At 51.3% G+C, this 18,626-nt stretch carries 19 protein-coding genes; all 19 read left to right on the top strand.

Annotated elements, in window-relative coordinates; translation table 11 throughout:
* Positions 1 to 134: 134 nt before the first annotated feature.
* The gene (gene fapR, locus BM412_RS13840) at positions 135 to 752 is read left to right on the top strand and encodes a transcription factor FapR (protein ID WP_091218853.1); all 618 of its coding nucleotides are present in this window, start codon (positions 135 to 137) and stop codon (positions 750 to 752) included.
* Entirely contained in the window at positions 736 to 1,725 is a 990-nt protein-coding gene (plsX, locus tag BM412_RS13835) for a phosphate acyltransferase PlsX (RefSeq protein ID WP_091220423.1), read from the top strand. Before fapR ends, plsX begins: the two co-directional genes overlap by 17 nt.
* A gap of 8 nt (positions 1,726 to 1,733) precedes the next feature.
* Entirely contained in the window at positions 1,734 to 2,720 is a 987-nt protein-coding gene (locus BM412_RS13830) for a beta-ketoacyl-ACP synthase III (protein WP_091218849.1), read from the top strand.
* A gap of 63 nt (positions 2,721 to 2,783) precedes the next feature.
* Complete coding sequence (fabD, locus tag BM412_RS13825) at positions 2,784 to 3,710, top strand: ACP S-malonyltransferase (protein ID WP_091218846.1); 927 nt, start codon at positions 2,784 to 2,786, stop codon at positions 3,708 to 3,710.
* A 644-nt stretch (positions 3,711 to 4,354) separates the two neighbouring features.
* Entirely contained in the window at positions 4,355 to 5,107 is a 753-nt protein-coding gene (gene fabG, locus BM412_RS13820; RefSeq protein ID WP_091218842.1) for a 3-oxoacyl-[acyl-carrier-protein] reductase, read from the top strand.
* A 95-nt stretch (positions 5,108 to 5,202) separates the two neighbouring features.
* Positions 5,203 to 5,439, top strand: coding sequence for an acyl carrier protein (gene acpP / locus BM412_RS13815; RefSeq protein WP_091218839.1), 237 nt, complete (start codon positions 5,203 to 5,205; stop codon positions 5,437 to 5,439).
* Between the two features lie 136 nt (positions 5,440 to 5,575).
* The gene (fabF, locus tag BM412_RS13810; protein WP_091218836.1) at positions 5,576 to 6,817 is read left to right on the top strand and encodes a beta-ketoacyl-ACP synthase II; all 1,242 of its coding nucleotides are present in this window, start codon (positions 5,576 to 5,578) and stop codon (positions 6,815 to 6,817) included.
* A complete protein-coding gene (gene rnc / locus BM412_RS13805) occupies positions 6,807 to 7,496 on the top strand; it encodes a ribonuclease III (RefSeq protein WP_091218833.1) in 690 nt (229 codons plus the stop codon). The genes fabF and rnc overlap by 11 nt, the downstream gene beginning before the upstream one ends.
* Positions 7,497 to 7,701: 205 nt before the next feature.
* Complete coding sequence (smc, locus tag BM412_RS13800) at positions 7,702 to 11,280, top strand: chromosome segregation protein SMC (RefSeq protein WP_091218829.1); 3,579 nt, start codon at positions 7,702 to 7,704, stop codon at positions 11,278 to 11,280.
* 102 nt (positions 11,281 to 11,382) lie between these two features.
* Entirely contained in the window at positions 11,383 to 12,384 is a 1,002-nt protein-coding gene (gene ftsY / locus BM412_RS13795) for a signal recognition particle-docking protein FtsY (protein WP_091218828.1), read from the top strand.
* A gap of 232 nt (positions 12,385 to 12,616) precedes the next feature.
* Entirely contained in the window at positions 12,617 to 12,943 is a 327-nt protein-coding gene (gene ylxM / locus BM412_RS13790) for a YlxM family DNA-binding protein (protein ID WP_371264816.1), read from the top strand.
* Positions 12,944 to 12,965: 22 nt separating this feature from the next.
* The gene (gene ffh / locus BM412_RS13785) at positions 12,966 to 14,339 is read left to right on the top strand and encodes a signal recognition particle protein (RefSeq protein WP_091218822.1); all 1,374 of its coding nucleotides are present in this window, start codon (positions 12,966 to 12,968) and stop codon (positions 14,337 to 14,339) included.
* Positions 14,340 to 14,377: 38 nt separating this feature from the next.
* Positions 14,378 to 14,650 (top strand): 30S ribosomal protein S16, encoded by a 273-nt coding sequence (gene rpsP / locus BM412_RS13780; protein WP_090976586.1) that lies wholly within the window; start codon positions 14,378 to 14,380, stop codon positions 14,648 to 14,650.
* Positions 14,651 to 14,676: 26 nt separating this feature from the next.
* The gene (locus tag BM412_RS13775; RefSeq protein ID WP_091218819.1) at positions 14,677 to 14,907 is read left to right on the top strand and encodes a KH domain-containing protein; all 231 of its coding nucleotides are present in this window, start codon (positions 14,677 to 14,679) and stop codon (positions 14,905 to 14,907) included.
* 85 nt (positions 14,908 to 14,992) lie between these two features.
* Positions 14,993 to 15,508, top strand: a complete 516-nt coding sequence (gene rimM, locus BM412_RS13770) for a ribosome maturation factor RimM (RefSeq protein WP_091218816.1) — start codon at positions 14,993 to 14,995, stop codon at positions 15,506 to 15,508.
* A gap of 4 nt (positions 15,509 to 15,512) precedes the next feature.
* Positions 15,513 to 16,271 carry a tRNA (guanosine(37)-N1)-methyltransferase TrmD gene (gene trmD, locus BM412_RS13765; RefSeq protein WP_091218813.1) on the top strand — a complete coding sequence of 253 codons (759 nt, stop codon included), beginning with the start codon at positions 15,513 to 15,515 and terminating at the stop codon, positions 16,269 to 16,271.
* Positions 16,272 to 16,444: 173 nt separating this feature from the next.
* Entirely contained in the window at positions 16,445 to 16,786 is a 342-nt protein-coding gene (gene rplS / locus BM412_RS13760; RefSeq protein ID WP_091218811.1) for a 50S ribosomal protein L19, read from the top strand.
* Between the two features lie 109 nt (positions 16,787 to 16,895).
* Entirely contained in the window at positions 16,896 to 17,603 is a 708-nt protein-coding gene (gene lepB, locus BM412_RS13755) for a signal peptidase I (protein ID WP_338044884.1), read from the top strand.
* Positions 17,604 to 17,617: 14 nt separating this feature from the next.
* Positions 17,618 to 18,490 carry a ribosome biogenesis GTPase YlqF gene (gene ylqF, locus BM412_RS13750; RefSeq protein WP_091218808.1) on the top strand — a complete coding sequence of 291 codons (873 nt, stop codon included), beginning with the start codon at positions 17,618 to 17,620 and terminating at the stop codon, positions 18,488 to 18,490.
* The last annotated feature ends 136 nt before the right edge of the window (positions 18,491 to 18,626 follow it).

The following is an 18,626-nucleotide window of genomic DNA, read 5'->3' as shown; positions in this document are numbered from 1 at the left end:
CGGCCGCACATTGCGCTCGGCGGCTTTCTTTACTATACTATTAGTACCTGGTTATAATAGCTGATTGTAATCAGTGTGCTCAAACATGGTGTATGATAATCAGCCGAGGTACATACTTAGATCATTAGGCAAAGGTGGTGCGGACCATCGAACGTCTTCCGAAAAGACAAAGGCATCAGCTGCTGACCGGACTTATTGAAGATAATCCGTTCATAACGGATCAGGAGCTGACACGTCAGTTGAAAGTAAGCATCCAAACGGTGCGCCTTGACCGGCTGGAGCTTGGCATACCTGAGCTGCGGGAGAGAATGAAGCTGATGGCGGAGCGTTCGTATGACGCCGTCCGATCACTGCCGCTGCATGAGGTAATCGGGGATATAGTGGATTTGCAGCTGGATAACAGCGGTATTTCTATTTTTGAAATTAAGGAAGAGCATGTATTTTCACGAACCGGCATCGCTCGCGGTCATCATGTCTTTGCACAAGCGAACTCACTCGCGGTAGCGGTGATTAACGATGAAATTGCTTTAACGGCAACAGCTGACATTAGATTCGTACGATCCGTGAAGCTTGGTGAGAAATGCATCGCCAAAGCTTACGTTCGTTCCGGCGGCCGCAGCAAAGCAAAGGTTGAGGTTTGCTCGTACGTAGGTGACGAATTGGTGTTCCAAGGCCATTTTGTCATTTATCGTTCCGCAGGCGCAGGCGAGTCGGGTATCGAAGGAGGAATGGATGGTGCGGATCGCAATTGACGCGATGGGGGGCGACCACGCTCCTTCTCTGATTGTAAAGGGAGCGTTGGAAGCAGCACTTGAATGGCCGGCTGTACACTTGATTCTCGTTGGGGATACGGCTCAGATTGAAACGCATCTGGGTTCCAAGCGGCCCTCGAACATTGAGATTTTACACGCGGAGGATGTTATCGGTCCTGATGATGAACCGGTTAAAGCCGTTCGCCGGAAGAAAAATTCTTCGATGGTCATGGCCGGGCAGCTCGTGCGCGAAGGCAAAGCGGAAGCGATGCTCTCAGCCGGAAATACAGGTGCATTAATGACGACGGGACTTCTGGTAGTCGGACGGATGGAAGGCATTGAGCGTCCCGCGCTCGTAACGATGCTGCCGACTATGGATGATAAAGGCGTTCTGGCGCTTGATCTTGGCGCGAACATGGATGCTAAACCGGAGCATCTGCTGCAGTATGCCATCATGGGCAGCATCTATCGCAGCAAGATGAATGGCATGGATAAGCCTCGCGTCGGTCTGCTCAATGTAGGGACAGAGGCGATGAAAGGCAATGAGCTTACGAAAGCGGCGTACGAGCTGCTGGAGACGGCACCGATTCATTTTATCGGGAATGTCGAGGCGCGCGATGTACTGGTGCGTAACTGCGATGTGCTGATCTGCGACGGTTTTGCCGGCAATATCATGCTCAAAGCGATGGAAGGTACGGCAGGCACATTGTTCAAAACGATGCGCGATGTGTTCACAAGCTCGCTTCTATCCAAACTCGCGGCAGCGATCGTGCAGCCTAAGCTCAGAGCGCTTCGCAACAAAATGGATTATAAAGAACATGGCGGTGCGCCTCTTCTTGGCGTGAACGGTCTGGTCGTGAAATGTCACGGATCCTCGGATGTGAAGGCGGTTAAGAACGCTGTGCGTCAAGCGAAATTAGCAATCGAAAGCAATTTAATATCATCTATAGCAGCGGAAATCAGCAGGAAGTGAGTGGGACTATGCAGCTACATCCCGTAGGCATTATCGGCACAGGCAAATATGTGCCGGATCGCATTTTGACGAATAAAGATTTGGAACAAATGGTGGAAACGAACGACGAATGGATCGTAACGCGGACGGGTATGCGCGAACGCCGCATTGCTGCTCCGGATCAAGCGACATCGGACTTGGCGCTGCATGCATCCAAGAAGGCGCTCGAAGCGGCAGGCATTTCGGCAGAAGAGCTGGACCTGATCATCGTAGCAACCATTACGCCGGATATGTTCTTCCCTTCGACGGCTTGTCTCCTGCAAGAGAAGCTCGGTGCCAAGAAAGCGGCCGCCTTTGATTTGTCTGCGGCTTGCTCGGGTTTCATCTATGGTCTTGCAACGGCTTCAAATATGATTGCTACGGGTATGTACAAGCATGTTCTGGTCGTAGGAGCAGAATGTCTTTCCCGAATTACGGATTACACCGACCGCAATACGTGCATTTTGTTCGGTGACGGCGCAGGTGCGGTTGTCCTTGGGCAAGTGGCCGAAGGCCGCGGCTTCCGTTCGTTCGAGCTCGGTGCAGACGGCGCCGGCGGCGAACTGCTGAAAGTATGTGCAGGCGGTTCCCGTACCCCTTCTTCAGCGGAGAGCATCGAGAACAAGCAGCATTTTATTTATATGGCCGGCAATGAGGTCTATAAATTTGCAGTGCGGATCATGGGGAACGCAGCGGAAGAGGCGCTTCGCAAAGCCGGTCTCGACAAAAGCAAGATCGACCTGCTCATTCCGCATCAAGCGAACATTCGTATCATTCAATCCGCGCTCAATCGTCTTGATTTGTCGGAAGACAAGTGCATGATTAATCTGGATAAGTACGGCAACGTGTCGGCGGCGTCGATTCCGATCGCGCTTGCGGAGGCGGTTGAACAGAACCGCGTGAAGGAAGGCGATCATCTGGTGCTGGTTGGCTTCGGAGGCGGCTTGACTTGGGGCGCTTCGGTACTTGTCTGGTAATTAAGCAACGCCATTATATATGTATATTCAGATTCATTGAAAAGCACGGAGGTGCAGTGAAGCTTGGGTAAAATCGCATTTGTATTTCCCGGTCAGGGGGCGCAAGCCGTCGGAATGGGAAAAGACGTATATGAAGCCTTCGACGCGTCGAAAGCCATAATTGACGCTGCGGACGATGCGCTCGGCTTTAAACTGAGCGAAATTATCTTCAACGGTCCCGAAGAACAGTTGAAACAAACGGCGAACACGCAACCGGCACTTCTTGCCGTGAGCATCGCTCTGCTGGAAGCGTTGAAAGACAGCGGCTTAAAGCCTGACTTCGTGGCAGGCCACAGCCTGGGCGAATACAGCGCACTCGTTGCAGCCGGCGCATTGTCTTATCAAGACGCGGTGCGTACCGTACGCGCTCGCGGCGAGTTCATGGAGCAAGCCGTGCCAAGCGGTCAAGGCGCTATGGCAGCCGTGCTTGGCGCAGAACGCGAAGCGCTTGCGGCACTCTGTGCAGCAGTATCTTCCGAAGTAGGCGCGGTAGAACTGGCTAACGTCAACTGCCCCGGCCAAATCGTAGTTTCCGGCACAGCCGCAGGCGTACAGGGCGTAGTCGAACGCGGCAAAGAAGCAGGAGCAAAACGCGTCATTCCGCTCGAAGTCAGCGGACCGTTCCACTCTTCCCTAATGAAACCGGCAGCCGAGCGTCTTGAAGGCGTACTTGCAGCTCTTTCCATTAGCGATGCTTCCGTACCCGTCATTGCAAACGTAACGGCTCAGCCGGCAACAAACGCAGACGAAATCCGCAAGCTCCTGGCCGAGCAAGTGTACTCGCCGGTGCTCTGGGAAGACAGCGTGCGCTACTTGATCGAGCAAGGCGTGGACACCTTCGTCGAAATCGGTTCAGGCTCCGTACTCGCAGGCCTAATCAAGAAAATCGACAAAACCGTCAACATCATCTCGATCAACAGCCTAGACTCTCTCAAAGCAGCCGTTCTTTAGTTGGTTCGAGGTTTGGTGTTTGGTGTTTGGGGTTAAGGTTAGGTTTAGTGTTCAGGGTTTGCGGTCTGTGGTTTGTTGGTTAGTTGGTTTGGTCGGTCTAATTCGCCAATCAGGCGAACAGCCCTGTGGTACCGCAGGTGCCATGCCCTTGAAGTGTGGTGCCGCTGGCGCCATGCCCTTGACCTGTCGGCGGAAGATGAAGTCGCCGACCGAAGAAGCCAGCCGCAGGCGCAGGCTGACCATTCTAGGTGGCACCGCAGGTGCCATGCCCTTGATCTACCGGCGGAGATGAAGTCGCCGGCCCAAGAAGCCAGCCGCAGGCGCAGGCTGACACCGCCCGCGCGAAAGGTAAAGCGTGTCCCGCAAGGGACGAAAGCGAGCATCAGCACGAACCCCCCCCCACGCGTCTCTGGAGGGAGCCACGTTATCATGTGTCCCGCGAGGGACAACAGGTAGCTAAACGGCGCCAAAAGTAAAGCGTGTCCCGCAAGGGACGAAAGCGAGGACCCGCACGTACATCACTCGCGAGCGGTACTCTGCAGCACAAACGTTATACCGACCGGGTGTCCAGAGGGTCGGAGACCCTTGGGGTCCCCCTATAGGGGGATTTAGGGGGGAATTATAAGGAAAGTAGGTGCCCCACTTTGACATTTGCAGATCTCTCAGGAAAAATCGCCCTAGTAACAGGAGCATCCCGCGGAATCGGCCGTTCCATTGCAATCGCATTGGCCGAAGCCGGCGCAGATGTAGCGATCAACTATTCCGGCAGCGAAGCGGCAGCGGCTGAAACGGCTCAAACGATTTCGGCGCTCGGCCGCCGCACGCTGGTATTGAAAGCGAACGTAGGCAAGACCGACGAGTTCGACGGCATGGTCAAGCAAGTCGTGGAAACGTTCGGCGCCATCGATATTTTGGTGAATAACGCAGGCATTACGCGCGATAATCTCATCATGCGGATGAAGGAAGAAGAGTTCGACCAAGTCATCGAAACGAACCTCAAAGGCGTGTTCAATGGCATTAAGGCCGTAACCCGTCAAATGATGAAGCAGCGTTCCGGCCGCATCATCAATATTTCGTCCGTTGTCGGTGTTCTGGGCAATCCGGGGCAGGCTAACTATGTGGCTGCGAAAGCAGGCGTCATCGGTCTCACGAAGGCATCAGCACGCGAGCTGGCTTCCCGTGGCATCACGGTGAACTGTGTGGCACCGGGCTTTATTCAAACCGATATGACAGACAAATTGCCGCAAGAAATGCGTGAGAAGCTTGCTGCGGACATTCCGCTTGCAAGACTCGGCGATCCGCAGGATATTGCTGCCGCGGTGCGTTTCCTTGCGTCTAACGCAGCAGGATACATGACCGGACAGACGATTCATGTGGATGGCGGCATGTACATGTAAGCAAGGCGGAAAGTCCGCAGGGACGCCGCTGGGACATGGTCGGTATGGCAATTTGTCCGCAATTCTCGTATAATACCATGGAGGAGGTGAACCGGATGTCCGATGTATTTGATCGTGTAAAGCGCATCGTTGTCGACCGCCTTGGCGTTGACGAGTCGGAGGTGTCTCTTGAGGCTTCTTTCAAAGAAGATCTTGGAGCTGACTCTCTTGATGTCGTTGAACTTGTCATGGAGCTGGAAGATGAATTCGATATGGAAATCTCTGATGAAGATGCAGAGAAAATTACCAGTGTGGGAGAAGTAGTGAACTACATATCTTCTCTGGCTAAGTAATACAATGATTAGTCCCGTTGTTACAGGCGGGACTTCTCTCCATATCCGTGTGCCTTGCCATAATAACAGCTGTAAGCGCATTAGCGTTTTTATAGATAGATAAACCAATTGGGTTTCCCATCAGAGGTGAATAGGTATGAAACAGAGAGTGGTCGTTACGGGCATGGGGGTTATGACTTCGCTCGGTTCCGATTTGAATACGTTTTGGGGTAATTTAATGGAAGGGAAATCAGGCGTCTCGTTAGTGGAAGCTTTCGACGTTTCTGAATATCCGACTCGAATTGCCGCAGAAATTAAGAACTTTAACCCGGAAGATTATCAAATTGATAAAAAAGAAGCGCGTCGCATGGACCGTTTCGTGCAATTCGCGGTTGTTGCGAGCACGCTGGCCGTTAAGGATGCCGCGCTCAACATCGGCGAAGAAGTAGATGCAGAGCGCGTTGGCGTTATGATCGGCTCGGGTATCGGCGGTCTGGGCACTTGGGAAGACCAGCATAATATTTTGCTGGAGAAAGGTCCTAAGCGCGTAAGCCCGTTCTTTATTCCGATGATGATCGCGAACATGGCTTCCGGCCAAGTTTCGATGATTACCGGCGCCAAAGGTCCAAACAGCACGGCGGTTACGGCGTGTGCAACAGGAACGCATTCCATTGGCGATTCCTACAAAATGATTCAACGCGGCGACGCCGATGTCATGATTTGCGGCGGCGCGGAAGCGACAATCAGACCTACAGGTATGGCCGGATTCTGCTCCTTGCGTGCGATGTCGACAAGAAACGATGAGCCGACAAAGGCTTCCCGTCCTTTCGATGTAGACCGCGACGGATTCGTCATGGGCGAAGGCTCAGGCGTGTTGATTCTGGAATCGCTTGAGCATGCACAGAAGCGCGGCGCTCGCATTTATGCGGAAATCGTCGGCTACGGCATGAGCGGCGACGCTTATCATATGACAGAGCCGGATCCGGATGGCGCTGCTCGTTGTATGGTGAAAGCTCTTCGCGACGGCGGTATCGAGCCGTCCCAAATCGATTACATTAACGCCCACGGTACGTCGACTCCGGTTGGCGACAAGTCCGAAACGACGGCCATCAAGAAAACATTCGGAGAACATGCCTACAAGCTGGCAGTAAGCTCTACGAAGTCGATGACCGGTCACTTGCTTGGTGCAGCCGGCGGCGTGGAAGCTGTTATTCTGGGTCTTTCCCTGCAGAACGGCGTAATTCCTCCGACGATTAACCTGGAGAATCAAGATCCGGAATGCGATCTCGATTATGTGCCGAATACTCCGCGTAAAGCCGATCTGACTTATGCATTGTCCAATTCCTTTGGGTTCGGCGGTCATAACGCAACGATCGTGATGAGAAAATATGAAGCATGATAAGTTCGAAGAGCTGCAGCAGCGTCTGCAGCTCCATTTTCGTACCATCCGACTTCTTAGACAGGCATTTACACATACCTCCTATGTGAACGAACACCGCCAAACCGCAATGGAGCACAATGAGCGGCTGGAATTTCTCGGCGATGCGATTCTGCAGTTAACCGTTTCCGAGTTTCTGTACAAGACATTCCCGGAACGGCCTGAAGGTCAGCTGACACGAATGCGGGCTTCGATCGTTTGTGAGCCTTCGCTTGCGCGGTTCGCGGATCTGCTGGACTTGGGCTCTCATGTTCTTCTGGGACGCGGTGAGGAGCAGCTTGGCGGGCGTCAACGGCCTGCATTGCTTGCAGATTTGTTTGAAGCCTTTGTAGGCGCGATTTATTTGGATCAAGGCTTAGATGCGGTTCGTACGTTTCTGACTGCCCATATGTTTCCGCATATCGACAGCGACGGCGGCTTGCTGGTGAAGGATTTCAAATCGAACCTGCAGGAGAAAGCGCAGCACGCGGGGATGGGCCCGATCGAATATCGCATTGTGGAAGAACGCGGTCCTGCACATGACCGGGAGTTCATTGTAGAAGTCTATATCGGGGATACCAGTTACGGTTCCGGTACAGGCAGAACGAAGAAGGAAGCCGAGCAGCAGGCAGCCGCAGAAGCATGGCGCAAGCTGGTATAGCATCGATGTGAAACAAAATTCTGGTCGCCACTGGTAACCGGGATTTTTTGCATTTACGGGAGATGGTGGATGCGTACTTGGAAACGCCTTCCTTAATCGGTCGCTTAAGGCGTGCAAAAGGCGGATTTCGGGCATTTTTCGACGTTTTTCGACCTGACCTTTTGGAACAGTTATGGTACAATAATCGTTGAGGTGAAGGTAAGCGATGTTCCTGAAAAGGATAGAATTAGCAGGCTTTAAGTCGTTTGCCGACAAGACGGAATTGGAATTCGTCCGAGGTATCACGGCGGTCGTTGGCCCCAACGGCAGTGGTAAGAGCAATATCAGCGACAGCATTCGCTGGGTATTAGGGGAACAAAGCGCGAAGAGTCTTCGCGGCGGCAAGATGGAAGACATTATATTCGCGGGAAGCGATGCGCGCAAAGCGGTCAATTTCGGCGAAGTATCGTTGACGCTGGATAATTCAGACAACGCGCTTCCGCTAGATTTTAACGAAGTAACGGTCACGCGCCGCGTGCATCGCAGCGGTGACAGCGAATATTTGATTAACAAGCAGTCATGCCGACTGAAAGATATTACAGAATTGTTTATGGATACGGGAATAGGCAAAGAGGCTTATTCCATTATCGGACAAGGCCGTATTGAAGAAATTTTAAGTACGCGCTCCGAGGATCGACGCGGAATCTTCGAAGAAGCTTCCGGTATCGTCAAATATAAATCACGCAAACGCGAAGCTCAGAAGAAGCTGGAGGAAACGGAATCGAACCTGCTTCGGATCCACGATTTGGTCACCGAGCTGGAGGATCAAGTTGAGCCGCTTCGCGTGCAATCCGAGAAAGCCAAACAATTCAAGCTGCTGCGTGAACAGCTGAAGCATACCGAAATTTCGATGTATGTACATAACATTGAAACCGTTCATCATTCATGGAGCGATTCCAATGCGTGCATGAGCAAGCTGCAAGAAGAGCAGTTATCCTTGTCTACCGTTGTAAGCAAACATGATGCGGTGCTGGAGAAGGATCGGTTCAAGCTGCGCGAGCTGGAGGAAGCGCTTGACCGTTTGCATGAATCGATGCTGCAATACAGCGAAGAGTATGAGAAATGCGAAGGATACGGCGAGGTACTCAAAGAGCGTAAACGCAACCTGGAGCAAAATCGTTCACAGCTTGAAGCAACGATTGCCGCGCAAAATGAACGGATCGGCGCACTGACGAAGGAAGAAGCGGAGTTCCGTGGCAAAGCAGCCTCACTGGAGAATGAGCTGAATACGCTTCGTTTCAAGCTTGCCGAAGAGGAAGCGCAGCTTCTGGGAACCTCCGCATCCGCTTCAGGCGATGCTGAGGAATCGCTGAAGGGAGAGCTCCTGGATGTGCTCAGCACGATGGCGCAGCTGCGCAACGAGATCCGTTATGCGCTCCAGCAGGAAGAAGCACTTCAGCGCAGAATGGAACGGCTTGGCGACGAGCATTCCAAGTGGCAGGAGCAGCATGAGCGAGTAAGCGCCAGAAGAACCGAGCTTAAGCAGCGATTGGAAGCAACGCTGGCGGAGATCAATAAAGTGCGGAATCGCTACATTACCGAAGCGGAGCATCTCCAGAACGGACAGAAGCTGCTTGAAGAAGCGCAGTCTGCTGTTCGCAAATGGGAGCAGAAGCTGGAGGCGCTGACATCCAGACGCGATACGATGAAGGAAATGCAGGATGACTTGGACGGCTTTATGCAGGGCGTCAAAGAAATTCTGAAAGCTTCGCGTCGGACAAGCGGCGGCGTGGAAGGCGTGCATGGTGCTGTAGCGGAGCTGATTCGTGTACCTGAGAAAGTGGAGCTTGCGATTGAGACCGCGCTTGGCGGAGCACTGCAGCATGTCGTCATGAATGACGAACGGAGTGCAAGGGCAGCGATTGCTTTCCTGAAGCAGCGCCAGCTCGGTCGGGCGACGTTCTTGCCGCTCGATGTCATTCGCGGACGCAATATTCCGGAGCACGATAAGCGCACGATCGCGGGAATGGACGGTTTCGTAGGCGTAGCGGCAGAGCTAATCTCCTGTGATGCGAAGTATGCGCATATCGCAGAGAACCTGCTCGGCAATGTCCTCATCGCCGAAACGTTGGAGTATGCTAACCGAATCGCGGCGAAATGCCAATATCGGTTCCGTGTCGTCACGCTCGAAGGGGATGTCGTTAACGCCGGAGGTTCCATGACAGGGGGAAGCATCCAGAAGAAAGGTGCCAACCTGCTCGGCAGACAGCGTCAAATCGAACAATTGGACGAAGAGATTCGTTCCACCGACGGACAGCTCGTTAAACTTAGGGACAAAATCAGCGACTTGCGCAAGGAGCAATCCATCCGTAATCAGAACGTAGATGATTTGCGGGAGCAAGGCGAGAAGCAGCGGATCGAGGAGCAGCACATCCGCGCTGAGCTTCAGCAATTGGATAATGAGAAACGTCACCTGGATGATCAAGCTCAGCTGTTCCAAGCAGACAGTGCCGGCCACAAGTCCGAGCAGCAGCAGATCAGCCAATCCGCCAAGGATGCGGAGATTCGTCTTGAAGTGCTGACCAAGGAAGAGGCCCGGCTGCAGGAAGAGATTCGGATCGCAGAAGATCGCCGAAAGGCCGGTGAATCCGCGAAGGAGCAGCTGCAGGATCATTTGACCGATCTGAAGATCGCGCTTGCGAAGACGGATCAGGAGAAAATGTCATTCGAGGATCAGGCATCGCGCGTTCGATCGGATATCGGTCGTGCGAAGCAGGAGCTGGCTGGGCTTCGTGAAATGCTGCAGCGCCAAGAGGAAGAGGCAGAGCAGCATCTCACGGAAAGCGTGAAGCAGGTCGAGCAGCTGAACGCATTGAAGCTGAAGAAGGACGGCTGCTCCGAGCAGACGGACCTAAAACGTGCACAGCGTGCAGAGCTTACTCGTGATCTGGAGCTTGGCGAGAGTGAGACGAAGGAGCAGCGTGCTCAGCTTCGCAGTATTGAAGATCAGTTGCGGCAGATCGAGATTGCGGCGAATCGACTCGATGTTGAACTGGACAACCTGCTTCGCAAGCTGAGTGAAGAATACGAGCTCAGCTATGAGCTTGCGAAGGAGCGCTACCCGGTGCCTGAAGATGTTCAGGCAGCGCAGAACGAGGTTCGTGATCTCAAGCGCCGTATTTCAAGCTTAGGTGAAGTCAGCCTCGGTGCGATTGATGAGTATGAGCGCGTGAAAGAACGGTACACCTTCCTGGATGATCAGAAGAATGACCTTATCGAAGCCAAAACAACGCTCTATCAAGTTATCCGCGAGATGGATGAAGAGATGAGTAAGCGATTCCGGACTACGTTCGAAGCCATTCGCGGTCATTTCGTAGTCGTCTTCTCGAAGCTGTTCGGCGGCGGACGCGCGGATCTCATTATGGTCGATCCGGAGCGAGTACTCGACAGCGGTATCGATATCGTGGCTCAACCTCCCGGTAAGAAACTGCAAAATTTGCAGCTCCTCTCCGGCGGCGAACGTGCGTTAACCGCGATCGCATTGCTGTTTGCAATCCTTCAAGTCAAACCGGTTCCGTTCTGCGTGCTCGATGAGGTTGAAGCGGCGCTCGACGAAGCGAACGTTGCTCGGTTCGCGCAATACTTACGCGAGTTCTCGGAATTAACGCAATTTATCGTGGTTACCCACCGCAAAGGGACAATGGAAGAAGCTGATGTCCTTTACGGGGTTACGATGGAAGAAGGCGGCGTTTCGAAGCTGGTATCGGTACGGCTGGAGGACGAAGACGAAGCGTTCTCGGCATAAAAAGAATCAAATTCCAGCATACACACGTACTATAGAAGCCGGGCAATGGCGCAACCTGCGCCATTGCCCGGCTTTAGCAAGTAAAGGATGGAGGACAATAAAATGAGCTTCTTTAAACGCTTGAAAGAAAGCATTTCGCAGAAAACCGAAGCGGTAACATCCAAGTTCAAAGAAGGACTGACGAAAACCAGAACGGCATTCGTCGGCAAAATCGAGGAGCTTATTACGCGTCGCAAAAAAATCGACGAAGCTTTCTACGAGGAACTTGAAGAAATTCTGATCGGCGCCGATGTAGGCGTGAATACGGTCATGGAGCTGATCGATGATCTGCGTGCCGAAGTAAAGAAACGCAAAATCGAAAATGCATCGGATTTGCAACCTGTCCTATCGGAGAAGCTGGTGGAGCTGCTTAAAGGCGATGCGAAAGCCGAGCTGCGCATGGCAGATCAAGGCATGACGGTCATCTTGTTCGTTGGCGTCAATGGCGTAGGTAAAACAACAACGATCGGTAAGCTGGCTCACAAGTTCAAGAGCGAAGGCAAAAGCGTACTGCTTGCAGCCGGAGATACTTTCCGTGCCGGCGCGATTGAGCAGCTTGAAGTTTGGGGCAAACGCGTAGGCGTGGACGTCATTAAACAAGAGTCCGGCGCAGATCCCGCGGCTGTTATGTATGATGCTGTTCATGCGGCTAAGCAGCGCGGCGTTGACGTTCTGCTGTGCGATACGGCAGGCCGATTGCAGAATAAGCACAACCTTATGGAAGAGTTGAACAAGATCTTCCGCGTCATTCAGCGCGAAGTGCCAACCGCGCCTCATGAAGTGCTATTGGTGCTCGATGCGACAACGGGTCAAAATGCACTCAGCCAAGCAAAGTTGTTCGGCGAGAAGAGCGGGGTTACAGGTCTTGTGTTGACGAAGCTTGATGGAACGGCGAAAGGCGGTATCGTCATTGCGATCCGCCATGAACTCGATCTCCCGGTGAAGCTTGTCGGTCTTGGCGAGAAAATGGATGATTTGCAGGAATTTGATTCCGAGCAGTTCGTTCATGCGTTGTTCGGCGGCCTTCTGCAAAGCGCTGAAGAAGATAATGAGGCAGCTGAATAGAGCGATAAGAAGGCATTCAGCGGCTTTTCTCTACTCAAATGCGGTGACAAGTAAAATCACTTGACAGTGCATAGGCGGCTGAGCTATGATAAACGTCGTGGAAATGATGTAAAGGTAATTGCCTTGACGCAAAGGAGTGGCTGGCATGAAGACGGTCCATGAAGCTGTCGCCTCGGCGAAGAAAACTCATCTACCTGAAACAGATGCCTTGGCGAAGACAAACCGAATTAATATGCTGTTTGACTTCTACGAGAAGCTGCTTACCGAGAAACAGCAAACCTTTCTGAAATATTATTTTCATGACGATTATTCACTTGGCGAAATTGCGGCTGAGTTCGATATTAGCAGACAGGCCGTTTATGAACATGTGAAACGTGCAGAAACGGTGTTGGAGAGTTATGAAGGCAAGCTTCAATTGCTTGCCAGACATGAAGCGGCAGAGCGAATGTTATCCCAGCTCGAAGAGCTTGTGGAGCAGGTTGTGACGCAGAAGGAATTAAGTACGGAGCTGCACAAGCTTACCCAGAGCTTTCGTGCTCACATACAAGGAATTACATAGTAGCGACTAGGAGGTGACGATCATGGCATTTGAAGGGTTGTCCAGCAGGCTGCAGAATGTATTCGGCAAACTGCGCGGCAAAGGCAAAGTGTCTGAGGATGATGTTAACGAAGCGATGCGCGAAGTACGCTTGGCGCTTCTGGAAGCCGACGTTAACTTCAAAGTCGTCAAGGATTTCATCGCAAAGGTGAAGGAACGGGCTGTCGGACTTGAAGTCACGAAGAGCTTCACACCAGGCATGGTCGTCGTCGACATTGTAAATAAAGAACTAACCGAGCTTATGGGCGGAACGCAGTCGAAGCTTGCGAAGTCCAACAAACCGCCAACGGTTATTCTAATGGCGGGTTTGCAGGGTGCCGGTAAGACAACATCCACAGCGAAGCTGGCAAAGCTTCTTCTCAAGGACAAGCATAAGCCGCTAATGATTGCAGGCGATATTTATCGCCCCGCTGCCATTAAACAGTTGCAAGTATTAGGGGAACAGATTGGTGTTCCGGTCTTTACTCTCGGCGATCAAACATCGCCGGTGGAGATTGCTCGCGCAGGCTTGCAATTTGCCAAAGATAACGGTCACGATTATGTGATCGTGGATACAGCCGGTCGACTTCATATCGATGAGGCGCTCATGGGCGAGATTCGTCAAATCCATGAAGTAACCAAACCGGACGAAGTGCTGCTTGTCGTGGATGCGATGACAGGTCAAGAAGCGGTTAACGTAGCGCAAAGCTTCCACAGCCAGCTAGAACTGACAGGCGTCATTCTGACGAAGCTTGACGGAGATACACGCGGTGGTGCTGCATTGTCCGTCAAAGCCGTGACAGGCTGCCCGATCAAGTTTGCGGCAACCGGCGAGAAGATTGAGCCGCTTGAGCCGTTTCATCCGGAACGTATGGCTTCGCGTATTCTCGGCATGGGCGATATGCTGTCCCTGATCGAGAAAGCACATTCCACAATCGACGCTGAGAAAGCGGCCGAGATGGAACGTAAAATGCGTACGGCGGAATTCACCTTCGAAGATTTCCTTGAGCAAATGGAACAGGTTCGTAAGCTTGGACCGCTGGACCAATTGCTCGACATGATGCCCGGTATGGGCAAGATGAAGGATATGAAGAACCTCAAGGTGGATGAGAAGCAAATCGGACGCGTTGAAGCCATCGTGAAATCGATGACGAAGGCCGAGAAGCAGAAGCCCGAAATTCTCAATCACAGCAGACGTAAGCGGATTGCAACAGGAAGCGGCACTTCCATCGCGGAAGTCAACCGACTGATCAAGCAGTTCGATGATATGAAGAAGATGATGAAGCAGTTCTCGTCGATGATGGGCCCTAAAGGACCTAAAGGCGGAATGAAGGGTTTGAAAGGGATGCTTCCTAAAGGAATGAAATTCCCGTTCTAATATAGAGCCTAGAAATTTTTTGAAGGAGGTGAATTATCATGGCAGTACGTATTCGTTTGAAACGTATCGGTGCGCACAAAGCGCCTTTCTACCGTGTGGTTGTATCGGACTCCCGTTCCCCACGTGACGGTCGCTTCATTGAAGAAATCGGCACTTATAACCCGGTTGCACAACCGGCACAAGTGAACATTGATGAAGAGAAAGCTCTTAAATGGCTTCAAGACGGAGCACAAGCTTCTGACACAGTTCGCAACTTGCTTTCCAAAGCAGGCGTAATGACTAAGCTTCATGAGCTGAAGCTTCAAAAATAACTACTCGATGCGGGGGGCCTATTGTGATGAAAGATTTGATTCTTGTCATAGCGAAGGCTTTAGTGGATTACCCGGAGGACGTACGTGTCGACGTGAAAGAAGACGATCGCGGCACCGTCTATCTGTTATCCGTGAATCCTGACGATGTCGGGAAAGTCATTGGCAAACAGGGACGGATTGCTAAAGCGCTAAGGACGGTTGTCACATCGGCGGCCGTCAAAACGCAAAAGCGCGTCATGGTCGATATTATTTCGTAGCGATCGTACATCGAAGCAGGGTTAGGATACGAACGTATCCTAGCCCTTTTTCGATGGTAAATTACGAAAAAGATAGGAGAACACAATGGATCAATGGCTATCTGTAGGTAAACTGGTGAATACGCACGGTATTCGCGGTGAAGTGAAGATCTTCTCGCAAACGGATTTTCCGGAGGAGCGTTTCGCTCCGCGTAAGAAGCTTACGTTAATTAACCCTGAGACCAAGCAGCAGCTTGAGCTTGAAGTACATTCCGCAAGATTTCATAAAAATATGTATATTGTAAAGTTCAAGGGCTTCGAGGATATTAATCAAGTCGAGAAGTACAAAGGCTGGGAGCTTAAAGTATCCAAGGATGATCTTGTTGAGCTTGAAGACGGCGAGTATTATCAGCATCAAATTATCGGCTGCACCGTAGTTACGGACGAAGGCGCAATTCTTGGAACCATCACCGAAATCCTCGTGCCGGGTGCTAACGATGTTTGGGTCATTCAACAGCCAAAGGGCAAACAAATCTTAATTCCAGTCATTGATGAAGTTGTTCTTCATGTCAACGTGAAAGACAAAGTCGTTAAGGTCCACCTGATGGAAGGGCTGATCTAACGGTATGCGCATTGACGTATTGACGCTGTTTCCGGAAATGTTCCATGGCGTATTCGGAGCAAGTATTCTTGGAAAAGCAAAGGATAAAGGAATCGTCAGCCTGAATGCGGTTAACTTTCGTGAATATGCGAATAATAAGCATAATACGGTCGATGACTATCCATATGGCGGCGGAGGCGGTATGGTCCTGAAACCGGAGCCGTTATTCGCTGCTGTAGAGGACTTGATGCCGGAAGGCGCCGAGCGTCCTCGTGTAATACTGCTATGTCCGCAAGGTGAACCCTATACGCAGAAGAAAGCGGAAGAACTGTCCGCTCACAAGCATCTTGTGTTTGTTTGCGGTCATTATGAGGGCTATGATGAGCGAATCCGTCAGCATCTGGTAACAGATGAAATCTCATTAGGGGACTATGTACTGACCGGCGGCGAACTGCCTGCAATGGTTATGATCGATAGTATCGTTCGGTTACTTCCCGGCGTTCTCGGCAATGAAACCTCTGCTGTAACGGATTCGTTCAGCACCGGATTACTGGAGCATCCGCATTATACACGCCCGGCTGTATTCCGTGATTGGGAAGTGCCTGAGGTGCTGATGTCCGGGCATCATGCCAACGTGGAAGTATGGCGTCGTCAGCAGTCTATTCTGCGGACATTGGAACGCCGTCCGGAGCTGCTGGAGACTGCCGAGCTTACGAAAAAAGAACGGCAATGGCTGAATGAACAGATCCGTTCCCGCGAACAAAAGAACAAAAATGAGCTTTGATACGCCAGCCAAAAAGTTTATGAATAGTTATTGTGTACTGGGCTTGGATATGTTATAATTTCAGATGTTGCTTTTGCAAAGTCGGACGGTCCGCTATGAAGCCATGATCCGGTTTTCAATATGTTTCCGGTTAGCTTATAAGAACGTCTATGGTGGAAGGAGTGAAAACTACAATGAATCTTTTACAAATCATTGCACAAGAAAATCTTCGTACAGACCTTCCTAACTTTCGTCCAGGCGATACGTTAAAGGTGCATGTAAAGGTTATCGAGGGATCTCGTGAGCGTGTACAGTTGTTCGAAGGCGTTGTTATTAAACGTCGCGGCGGCGGTATCAGTGCTACTTTTACAGTACGTAAAATCTCGTATGGCGTTGGTGTGGAAAGAACTTTCCCGCTTAACTCGCCGAAGATCGAGAAGATCGAAGTTGCTCGTCGTGGTAAAGTTCGCCGCGCGAAACTGTACTATCTTCGCGAACTTCGCGGTAAAGCTGCGAGAATCAAAGAAATTCGTTAATTATCGACAAGAGAGGGGACTTGCGCAAACAAGTCCCTTTTCGTTTTTTTAAAATACTAGATTACCTACATAACTAACTATAGACCCAGCATAGAAGAGGGTGGAATTTGTGGATCAACAGAACCGCACAGAAGAGAATGGACAAGAGTCGAACGAACTGAATCAACGTGATCATGTACATGCTGCAGCAGACGGTGTTGATCCTTCAATCAACGAGTCGAGATCTAATCGATCGAACGGAGGCCGCGCGCAGAAAGAAGTGTTTGAGTGGGTTAAAGCACTCGCCATTGCAGCTATATTAGTGCTTGTGATCCGTTATTTCTTGTTTGCACCGTTCATTGTAGACGGACCGTCGATGGAGCCAACCTTCTATACCGGGGAACGACTTATTGTAAACAAAGTGATTTATGATATTCGTGAGCCACATCACGGCGAAGTTGTCGTATTTCATGTCCCGGATGAGGGAAGAGATTTTATTAAACGGGTGATCGGCGTTCCCGGCGATAAAGTCAAATATCAAGACGATGATTTATATATTAACGGCAAAAAGGTCGACGAACCGTATTTAAAGGAATCGATCGAGAATGCTAAAGCAAACGGCGAAATTTTCAACAACCAAGGGACAGACCGTAATTTCCCGAATGCCAATTTTACAACCGATGTTGTCCCGGAAGGAATGATCCTTGCGTTTGGGGATAACCGCCGCAACAGTAAGGACAGCCGAATGATCGGTTACGTATCGATGAAGGAGATCGTTGGCCGTGCGGATATTATTTTCTGGCCGATGGATAAAATTTCTTTCGTGAAACACAAATGAGGTGAAGCAGCAACATGACGATTCAATGGTTCCCCGGTCATATGACGAGAGCGAGAAGGGAAATCCAAGAGAAGCTCAAGCTGATCGATATTGCGATCGAGCTCTTGGATGCCCGTGTACCGCTGTCTAGCCGGAACCCGATGATTGACGATATTTTATTGAATAAGCCCAGACTGATTTTGCTGAATAAATCGGATTTGGCGGATGCGCGCACGACCGAGAAATGGATGGCTTATTTTGCGGACCTCGGTTATACAAGCTTGGCTATCGACTCTTCTACAGGTACACGCGTCAATGAAATACCGGTTAAGGTTAAGCAACTGCTCCATGACAAAATCGAACGGCAAATATCCAAAGGGATTACACCGCGGGCCATTCGCGGACTCATCGTTGGCATACCGAACGTAGGTAAATCGACGCTGATCAATCGGTTGGCAGGCCGAAGCATTGCGGCTACCGGCGATCGTCCGGGTGTTACGAAAGGCCAGCAATGGATTAAAGTCGGCACGGAAATGGAATTGCTCGATACACCGGGTATTCTATGGCCGAAGTTCGAGGATCAGCTCGTTGGGCAACGCCTTGCCATGACCGGCGCGATTCGCGAACAGGTGCTGAACATCGAAGATGTCGCTTTCTTCACGGTAAGAGAACTGGCGAAACGCTACTGGCCGATGCTGTCGGAGCGTTTTGGCTTGAAGGACCCTCCGAAGGACTACGAAGACAACGACGACATCGTTCGTTTGATGGAGGATATCGGTCGTAAGCGGGGCTGCCTGGTTAGCGGAGGCCGCGTTGATTTGGAGAAAACGTCCGGCATAATTTTGCGCGAAATGCGGGCAGGTAATTTGGGCCGGCTTTCGCTTGAATCCCCGGAAGATTTTGAGTAAAGATCAGATTGGTTTGCGATTGAAGCCGAGGCTTCATATTGCAGCATTCTGCTAATGGGAACGGCTGCCTTGATCGTGAGGGAGCCGTTTGTTTTGTAATATGGGATATTGGTAGTGAAAAGGTAGCTTAGGCGGA

Source organism: Paenibacillus sp. BC26 (assembly GCF_900116125.1).
Lineage (GTDB): Bacteria > Bacillota > Bacilli > Paenibacillales > Paenibacillaceae > Paenibacillus_Z > Paenibacillus_Z lignilyticus.
Note: the sequence above shows the minus strand (reverse complement) of the source record. Positions and strands in the feature narration are given on the sequence as shown.

Bases quoted from the DNA above. Each gene is read 5' to 3' on its own strand.
- BM412_RS13830 (WP_091218849.1), top strand. From the start codon at position 1,734: ATGCAGCTACATCCCGTAGGCATTATCGGCACAGGCAAATATGTGCCG.
- ffh (WP_091218822.1), top strand. From the start codon at position 12,966: ATGGCATTTGAAGGGTTGTCCAGCAGGCTGCAGAATGTATTCGGCAAA.
- rimM (WP_091218816.1), top strand. From the start codon at position 14,993: ATGGATCAATGGCTATCTGTAGGTAAACTGGTGAATACGCACGGTATT.
- ylqF (WP_091218808.1), top strand. From the start codon at position 17,618: ATGACGATTCAATGGTTCCCCGGTCATATGACGAGAGCGAGAAGGGAA.
- trmD (WP_091218813.1), top strand. From the start codon at position 15,513: ATGCGCATTGACGTATTGACGCTGTTTCCGGAAATGTTCCATGGCGTA.
- rplS (WP_091218811.1), top strand. From the start codon at position 16,445: ATGAATCTTTTACAAATCATTGCACAAGAAAATCTTCGTACAGACCTT.
- acpP (WP_091218839.1), top strand. From the start codon at position 5,203: ATGTCCGATGTATTTGATCGTGTAAAGCGCATCGTTGTCGACCGCCTT.
- ylxM (WP_371264816.1), top strand. From the start codon at position 12,617: ATGCTGTTTGACTTCTACGAGAAGCTGCTTACCGAGAAACAGCAAACC.
- smc (WP_091218829.1), top strand. From the start codon at position 7,702: ATGTTCCTGAAAAGGATAGAATTAGCAGGCTTTAAGTCGTTTGCCGAC.
- rnc (WP_091218833.1), top strand. From the start codon at position 6,807: ATGAAGCATGATAAGTTCGAAGAGCTGCAGCAGCGTCTGCAGCTCCAT.
- rpsP (WP_090976586.1), top strand. From the start codon at position 14,378: ATGGCAGTACGTATTCGTTTGAAACGTATCGGTGCGCACAAAGCGCCT.
- BM412_RS13775 (WP_091218819.1), top strand. From the start codon at position 14,677: ATGAAAGATTTGATTCTTGTCATAGCGAAGGCTTTAGTGGATTACCCG.
- ftsY (WP_091218828.1), top strand. From the start codon at position 11,383: ATGAGCTTCTTTAAACGCTTGAAAGAAAGCATTTCGCAGAAAACCGAA.
- fabF (WP_091218836.1), top strand. From the start codon at position 5,576: ATGAAACAGAGAGTGGTCGTTACGGGCATGGGGGTTATGACTTCGCTC.